This is a genomic window from Pelagibacterium mangrovi (assembly GCF_036662815.1).
GTDB classification, from domain to species: Bacteria; Pseudomonadota; Alphaproteobacteria; order Rhizobiales; family Devosiaceae; genus Pelagibacterium; species Pelagibacterium mangrovi.
The window spans coordinates 233,845-240,361 of the sequence record NZ_JBAFXA010000009.1 but is presented as its reverse complement, the minus strand read 5'-3'; the positions used below and the strand labels follow the sequence as shown (position 1 = coordinate 240,361).

The following is a 6,517-nucleotide window of genomic DNA, read 5'->3' as shown; positions in this document are numbered from 1 at the left end:
CATCGCCCCATGCCGTCTACAAATCGTTCACAACCGCAGCGGGCACCGCGTGCGGAGCCTGCGCCTGCCTCCGGAACAGCGCCCTACCGCACCACCGTGATCCGCTCCGCCGCCCGGGTTATCCCCGTATAGAGCCACCGCTGCGCCTCTTCACGGAACACGAAGCTCTCGTCGAACAGATAAACATTGTCCCACTGGCTGCCCTGCGCCTTGTGCACGGTGAGACAATAGCCATAGGTGAATTCGTCATACTGCCGGCGCAACTGCCAGCTCATTTCCGCGTCTTCGCCGGTGAAAAAGCTCTGATGCGCCCGCACCTTGGTCTGCACCGAAGTGCGATCGGCCTCCTCGGGGTCGATTGTCATCTCCAGCGTGCCGCCCGCCCGCTTCCGAATGTCGCTCAGCGTCCAGATCTGCCCGTTGAGCAGCCGTTTTTGCGGATTGTTCCTCAGGCACACCAGCCTGTCGCCCTTGACGGGGATATCGGCCGGCAGCCCCCGAAGCTCGCGGATGCGATTGTTGTAGTGCAGCCGCGTCTTGTTGCGCCCCACCAGCACCTGATCGGCGCCCAGCACCTCGGACTGGTCCACCTCGCGGCGCGAAACCACCTTGCTCTCGCCATAGGTGCCATAGTCCAGCCCGCGCCCCTCGCGGATATCGAGCGAGAGTTTCACGATCGGATTGTCCTGCGCCTGCCGGTGGATTTCCGTCAGCATCACGTCCGGTTCCTGGGCTGTGAAGAAACCCTCGCCCTGCACCGGCGGCAATTGGAACGGATCGCCCAGCACCAGCACCTTGGTCCCGAAACTCAGAAGGTCGGTGCCCAGCACCTCGTCGACCATCGAAACCTCGTCGATGACGATCAGATCGGCTTCCCCCGCCGCCGATTCCGGATCGAGCACGAAACGCGGCTCGCCCTCCTTTTCGCTCACCCGGGTGTAGATCAGCGAATGGATGGTCGAGGCGCCCTTGCATCCGCGCTTGCGCATCACCAGCGCCGCTTTGCCGGTGAAGGCGGCGTATTTCACCGTCTCCACATCCTTGGCCAGATGTCGGGCCAGGGTCGATTTGCCCGTCCCCGCCCAGCCGAACAGGCGAAACACCTGCGGGCCGTTCTCATCCTTGAGCCACGCGGCAACGGCCTTCAAGGCCTCATCCTGCTGGCTGGACCAGACCACCATTTGTGCGACACACTCCGGAAAAGTCGATAAAGGGAATCACTTTCCCGCCAGTATCGCGGCGCCGGCCGGCTCGCGAAACCCAAAATGTGAACAAAAGCGGAATTGGAGAGCGCGATGCAGGCTGAAGACGTCCTCGATTTCTGGTTCGTCGAACACGGGCCGACCGATTGGTATTCCGGCGATCTCGAATTCGATGCCCGCTGCGCAGCGCGTCTGGGCGATGTCCACGCGAGGGCCGTGCGCGGCGAACTCTGGCCATGGCGGCAGACCGCCCGGGGCCGGGTTGCCGAAATCATCCTTCTCGACCAGCTCTCCCGCCAACTCCACCGGGGCGATGCCAAGGCCTTCGCCGCCGATCCCATGGCGCTGGCACTCGCCCAGGAGATCGTTTACGGCGGGCTCGACGCCGACCTCACCATCCCTGAAAAGCTCTTCGTCTTCATGCCCTTCGAGCATTCGGAATCGCCGGTGATCCAGGAGGAATCGGTGCGGCTGTTCCAGTCGCTGGGCGATGACCAATACCTGCCTTATGCCCTCGAGCACCACGATACCATCTCCCGCTTCGGTCGCTTCCCTTTCCGCAACGCGGCATTGGGGCGAACCTCCACCCCCGAGGAGATCGCCTATATGAAGGAGCGCGAGGGGCAGGCCTATTAAGCGGGGCAAAAGCGCGCACCGCACGAAAGGCGAATGGGTTGCCAAACTTTCCGGCGCTAAAAGAAGCCTTACCCTCCCGGAGCTTTTTGATGACGAGCACCGCACCCATCGCCGAACACCCCTATCGTGACGCGGTTCTGGCCGAACTGCACGCCCGCCCGGTCGAACTGGTCGCCCCCAACATGCGCGTGCGCCGGTTGGTGCTGGCCGTGCCCACCCGTTCGGGCGCCATGGGGGCGGCGATTTCTCAGTTCCGCGATTTTTCAGCGGCAAAGGGTTATGCCCTGAGTGACGAGGGAAGCCGGCAATACCAGTTCTCGACGCCTGACCGGGTGGTGAGTTGGGAATTCCACACCGAATTCATCACCATCACCTGGTATTCGGCGCTCGACGACACTGTGAACTGGCCCGACGACATCGGCCTCGAAGCCTTGGACGAAGCCCGGCTGGTGGGCGCCATGCGCGTCGACATGATGGACGAGCCGGTCCTGCCGGAACGCGTGCTGCCCTCGTTCAATCCCACCAGCCTGTGCCTGGTTTCCATCGAATACGGCAACGCCCAGCTCGCCGCCGATTTCGTGCCCGATGCAGACAAGTTCATCCGCTTCGAATTTGCCGCCGGCAAGCTCTCGCCCCTGCGCCGGGCGATCACGCTGCGCCGGATTCTGGAGGTCGAGACCTATCGCACTATGGCGCTTTTGGCCCTGCCGCTGGCCCGCCAGACCGGCCCGGCCCTGCGCGCCGTCGAGATGGAATTGACCGATGTAATGACCGACCTCTCGGAGGTCGAAACCACCGAGGCCGTACAGGATCGGCTCAAGAAGCTCCACGATCTCTCGGTGCGCTCGGGCCAGATTTCCGAGCAGCTCAACTACCGTTTCGCCGCCGCCTACGCCTATGGCGCCATCCTCAAGCGCCGGCTTGAAAAGCTGCGCGAGGAAACGCTGGGGCAGGGATCTTCGCTTTCGAGCTTCATCGGCAACCGGGTCGAGCCGGCGCTGGCCACGTGCGAGGCCATGGACAAGCGCCTCGTGGTCCTGTCGCAAAAGCTCGAACGCGCCGTGGAACTGCTCAACGTGCGCATCAGCCTCGATATGCAGATCCAGAACAAATCGGTGCTCGATACCATCGCCGAGACGGCGCGCAGCCAGTTCCGGCTCCAGCACACCGTTGAAGGGCTCTCCACGATCGCCATCACCTACTATCTGATCGGCATCCTGGGCTACGCCCTGGCCGGCCCGCTCGAAGCGACGGGCTGGAACAAGACGCTGGTGATTTCGATCCTCTCCCCGCTCGCCCTGGTTGCCGTATTCCTGGGCCTCCGCGCCATCCGCCGGGGGTTCGAAAAGAGCTCAAAGCATTAGGAAAGAGCCTCTTTCGGCGCCAGCGCCCCGTGATGCCCGATGACGATGGAGGCCGTCGCATGCCCGGCCTCGGCTGCCTCCATCGGCGGCGTGCCGGCCAGCCGGGCCGCGAGATAGGCGCCGTTGAAGCTGTCGCCCGCACCCGTCGCATCCACAACGGTTTCTACCCGGCGGGCGCCCACGTCCCAGGAGCCCTCGCGCGTGACCACGAGCGCCGGGTCGCCCCCGTTCTTGACCACCACTTCCTCGCAGCCTGCTGCCAGATACCGGTCCGCCGTCGCCCGCGCATCGGCGTCGCCGAAATAGGGCACTTCATCGGCATGGGTCGGCAAGACAATGCTCGAAACCTTCGCCGCCGCCGTCAAAGCCTTGGCGACGCTCTCCTTGTCGGGCCACAGCGCGGGCCGGATATTGGGATCGAACGCCACCTTCGCGCCGGCCCCGCGCCGCTCCCCGATCGCCGCGATCAGCCGCTGGCGCGCCGGTTCGGCGAGGATCGCAAGCGTGATGCCGGAAAAATAAATGAGATCGGCCCCGGCCAGCGCGGCCTCTAGCGCGGCGGCATCCTCGGCCAGAAGCTTGGCCGCCGAACTGTCCCGCCAATAGGTGAAATGCCGGTCGCCATCGGCCTGATGGATCATGTAAAGCCCGGCTCGCTTGCCCGAAATCGTGGCGATCGATTGCGTATCGATCCCGGTGCCGGCGATGAAATCGATCATCTGGCGCGAATAGAGATCGTCCCCGACGGCCGTAAAATAACCCACCGACCAGTCCGGCTCCAAAAGGGCATTGAGGTAATAGGCGGTGTTGAGCGTATCGCCGGCGAACCCGAGCCGGTAATTGCCGCCCGCGCCTCCGCTCATTTCGATCATCGCTTCCCCGATGGAAACGGCTCTTTTGCCCATTCTGGCCTCCTCATGCGACATGCCCCGCGCCCATACCCTATCCGGCGCTCGCGAGAAAGGCCTCTGGCGACATGACGATCCTGTGGTCGATTTCCCCGATCGCCGAAAAATCCTTGTCCTCATAAGCGATAGGCCAGAGCACCGACTGGATCGCCGCGATCCGCGCCCGCTTCTTGTCATTGGCCCGGATCACCGTCCAGGGCGTATCGGGAGTGTCGGTAGCGATGAACATCTCGTTGCGGGCAGCGGTATATTCGTCCCATTTTTCGAGCGCCTTCATATCCACAGGAGACAGTTTCCAGACCTTCACCGGATCGTGCCGCCGCTCGTGAAACCGCTTGAGCTGCATTTCCCGGCCGATTTCCAGCCAGAACTTGAAAAAATGCATGCCATCCTGCCCGATGATCCGCTCGAACGCCGGCGCTTCACGCAGAAAGGTCCTGGTTTCGTTCGGCGTGCAGAACCCCATGACGGGCTCCACCACGGCCCGGTTGTACCAGGAGCGGTCGAACAGCGCGATTTCCCCGCCCGCCGGCAGATTGGCCACATAGCGCTGGAAGTACCAAAGGCTCGCCTCCCGGTCCGAGGGCTTGGGCAGCGCCACGGTGCGGGCATTGCGCGGGTTGAGGTTTTCGAGAAACCGCTTGATGGTGCCGCCCTTGCCGGCGGCGTCGCGCCCCTCGAACAGCGCCAGCACCCGCTCCCCGGTTGCGATCAGATGGCTCTGGAGCTTGACCAGCTCGATCTGAAGCGCCCGCAGATGCGCTTCGTAGCGGTCGGTATCCAGGGTGTCGTCATAGGGATATCCCCCGCTTTCCAGCGCACGCTCCTTGATGCTCCGGTCCAGCTTTGGGTTTTCCAGATCGAACCCGTTCATCGGCGCCTCCTTTCGGGCTTTCATGGCGAATTTGTCATGGTGCGGCAGAACCTTGTCACATCATGCCATTGTCATGCATGCACGATATGGCCATTGTCATGATCAATGATTCCTATTCAATGAGCACTGGACAAAGCGTGAGCACGCGTCCTCAGGGAGGTCGGCGGGCCGTATGGGCCTCGCCCTTGCTTGCCGGCGGTGGCGCCATTCTGGTTGTTGTGGTGCTGGCCGTCTTTGGCCGCCTTGCGCTCGTTGAAACCGGCCTGGCCATTGCGGCCATCGCGGCGGTCACGGCCATCGCCGCCCGTTTTTCGGCCGGAGAGGTCGAGGACGAGGAAAGCCCGGAACTCCCGCTCGGGCTCGATCCCTCGGTTGAACAATTCGCCGATGTGCTCACCGAACCCTGCCTCATCATCAACGAACGCGCGGTCCTGATCTATCACAACGCCGCCGCCGCCGCCCAGTTTCCACGCGCCCGCCAGGGCGATCCGCTGGCCTTCACCCTGCGCGACCCCGATCTGGTGGATGCTATCGACGCGGCGGTGGAAACGGGCTTGCCCCAATCGACCAGGCTCCATATCGCAGTGCCCAACGACACCTGGTATCGCGCCTCGCTGGTTCCCTATGCGCCCGACGAAACCGAGCGCTTTTTCCTCGTCATTACGCTCTATGATTTCACCGAGCAGAAGCGCATCGATCGCATGCGGACCGATTTCATCGCCAATGCCAGCCACGAGCTGCGCACGCCGTTGACCTCGCTCATGGGGTTCATCGATACGCTGCAAGGCCCCGCCGCCAAGGACGAGGCCGCACGCGGCCGGTTCCTGGGCATCATGCGCTCGCAGTCCGAGCGCATGTCGGGGTTGATCGACGATCTGCTCTCCCTCTCGCGCATCGAATTGCGCCAACACGTGAAGCCCACCACCGAGGTCAATCTCAACCTCCTGTTGCGCGAGGTCTCGGAGGGGCTCGAACCCAAGCTCGAAGCCGAAAATCTCAAACTCGATCTCCAATTGCCCGAGGAAACCGTCACCGTCATGGGTGATCGGAAGGAGTTGTTCGAGGTCGTCGAAAATCTTGCCGAAAACGCCATAAAATACGGCGCCGAAGGGGGAAAGGTCGAGATCGCGCTGATCGCCGGCGGCAGCCGCAACGGCACTCACCACGCCATCACCGTCACCGATTTCGGGGCGGGGATTTCCGAGGAGCACGTGCCGCGCCTTACCGAGCGCTTCTACCGCGTCGAGGTGGAGGCGAACCGCAAGAAGAAGGGCACCGGCCTGGGGCTCGCCATCGTCAAGCATATCGTCGCCCGTCACCACGGCCAGCTCTCGATCCGCTCGCGGCTGGGGGAGGGGACGCGCGTGGAAATTCTGCTGCCCCGTTAGGGTGTTATCGGCAAAACGCCGATAGCGCTTTTGCGACGGGGCAAGAGGCGGGCGCGCGCCCTGGCGGCCATTGTCACACGTGTTTTTCGGCCGGCTGTTTCCACAGCCGGTTCTCTCATTTATGCAATGTTATCAGTCTCTTGCG

6 protein-coding genes are annotated in these 6,517 nt (G+C 63.2%); 3 read left to right on the top strand and 3 right to left on the bottom strand.

Annotated features, from left to right (window positions below; genetic code table 11):
• Positions 1–83: 83 nt before the first annotated feature.
• Complete coding sequence (locus tag V4T21_RS16715; protein WP_332718935.1) at positions 84–1,181, bottom strand: ATP-dependent DNA helicase; 1,098 nt, start codon at positions 1,179–1,181, stop codon at positions 84–86.
• A gap of 114 nt (positions 1,182–1,295) precedes the next feature.
• Here V4T21_RS16715 and V4T21_RS16710 point away from each other — a divergent pair, with 114 nt between their 5' ends.
• Together V4T21_RS16710 and V4T21_RS16705 are read left to right on the top strand one after the other, a co-directional pair.
• Positions 1,296–1,838: a DUF924 family protein gene (locus V4T21_RS16710; RefSeq protein ID WP_332718932.1), complete on the top strand. Its 543-nt coding sequence runs from the start codon at positions 1,296–1,298 to the stop codon at positions 1,836–1,838.
• A gap of 89 nt (positions 1,839–1,927) precedes the next feature.
• Complete coding sequence (locus V4T21_RS16705) at positions 1,928–3,202, top strand: DUF3422 family protein (protein WP_332718930.1); 1,275 nt, start codon at positions 1,928–1,930, stop codon at positions 3,200–3,202.
• Here the strand turns inward: V4T21_RS16705 and V4T21_RS16700 are convergent.
• Both V4T21_RS16700 and ppk2 read right to left on the bottom strand, forming a co-directional pair.
• The gene (locus V4T21_RS16700; protein WP_332718928.1) at positions 3,199–4,107 is read right to left on the bottom strand and encodes a sugar kinase; all 909 of its coding nucleotides are present in this window, start codon (positions 4,105–4,107) and stop codon (positions 3,199–3,201) included. The two genes, V4T21_RS16705 and V4T21_RS16700, sit on opposite strands and share 4 nt — an antisense overlap.
• Positions 4,108–4,144: 37 nt before the next feature.
• Positions 4,145–4,984, bottom strand: coding sequence for a polyphosphate kinase 2 (ppk2, locus tag V4T21_RS16695; protein ID WP_332718926.1), 840 nt, complete (start codon positions 4,982–4,984; stop codon positions 4,145–4,147).
• A gap of 137 nt (positions 4,985–5,121) precedes the next feature.
• Between ppk2 and V4T21_RS16690 the strand changes: the two genes are divergently transcribed.
• Positions 5,122–6,372, top strand: coding sequence for a sensor histidine kinase (locus V4T21_RS16690; protein ID WP_332718924.1), 1,251 nt, complete (start codon positions 5,122–5,124; stop codon positions 6,370–6,372).
• Positions 6,373–6,517 lie beyond the last annotated feature (145 nt).